At 48.1% G+C, this 915-nt stretch carries 1 pseudogene; it reads right to left on the minus strand.

Going from position 1 to position 915, the window contains the following annotated elements:
* Positions 1 to 915: pseudogene (gene rpoB, locus A3751_RS18360) on the minus strand (DNA-directed RNA polymerase subunit beta); the annotation flags it as partial.

The following is a 915-nucleotide window of genomic DNA, read 5'->3' on the forward strand; positions in this document are numbered from 1 at the left end:
AGGCCCGGTTTGCATCATCGTGCTCTAGGAACGGAATTAAAGAGGCCGCAACCGATACAACCTGACGCGGCGATACATCCATATAGTTAACTTTTTCCGGAGGCATGACCGTCGTTTCATTCTTATGGCGAACAGTTACCAACTCTTCCGTTAAAGCATTATTCTCATCGACAACCGCACTCGCCTGAGCAATTACGAAGCCACTTTCTTCTATCGCAGAAAGGTAATCGATTTGATCTGTAACAACGTTATCTACAACTTTCCTATAAGGACTCTCTAAAAATCCGTAAGAATTGGTGCGCGCATAGGTTGCCAATGAGTTGATCAAGCCAATGTTAGGTCCTTCTGGCGTTTCGATTGGACAAACCCGACCGTAGTGCGTTGGGTGAACATCACGAACCTCGAAACCTGCTCGCTCACGCGTAAGACCGCCTGGGCCTAGCGCAGAAACGCGGCGCTTATGCGTCACTTCAGAAAGCGGATTGTTCTGATCCATAAACTGAGACAACTGACTCGAACCAAAGAACTCCTTAACTGCCGCGGCAACGGGCTTGGCATTAATGAGATCTTGAGGCATCAGTCCGTCAGATTCCGCCATGCTTAGACGCTCTCGAACCGCTCGCTCGACACGTACTAGACCAACACGGAACTGGTTTTCAGCCATTTCACCAACAGAGCGAATACGGCGGTTACCTAAATGGTCGATATCATCGACTTCACCTTTACCGTTTCGGATATCGATTAACGTTCGCAGAACATCCACAATATCGCTGTTATCTAGAACGCCTTCGCCGGTTTCTTCCGCGCGACCTAACCGGCGGTTGAACTTCATTCGACCAACAGCAGATAAATCGTAACGTTCTGATGAGAAGAATAAGTTGGTAAATAAATTCTCAGCCGACTCTTTTGTTGGCG

The sequence above is a fragment of the Oleiphilus sp. HI0080 genome (genome assembly GCF_001635135.1).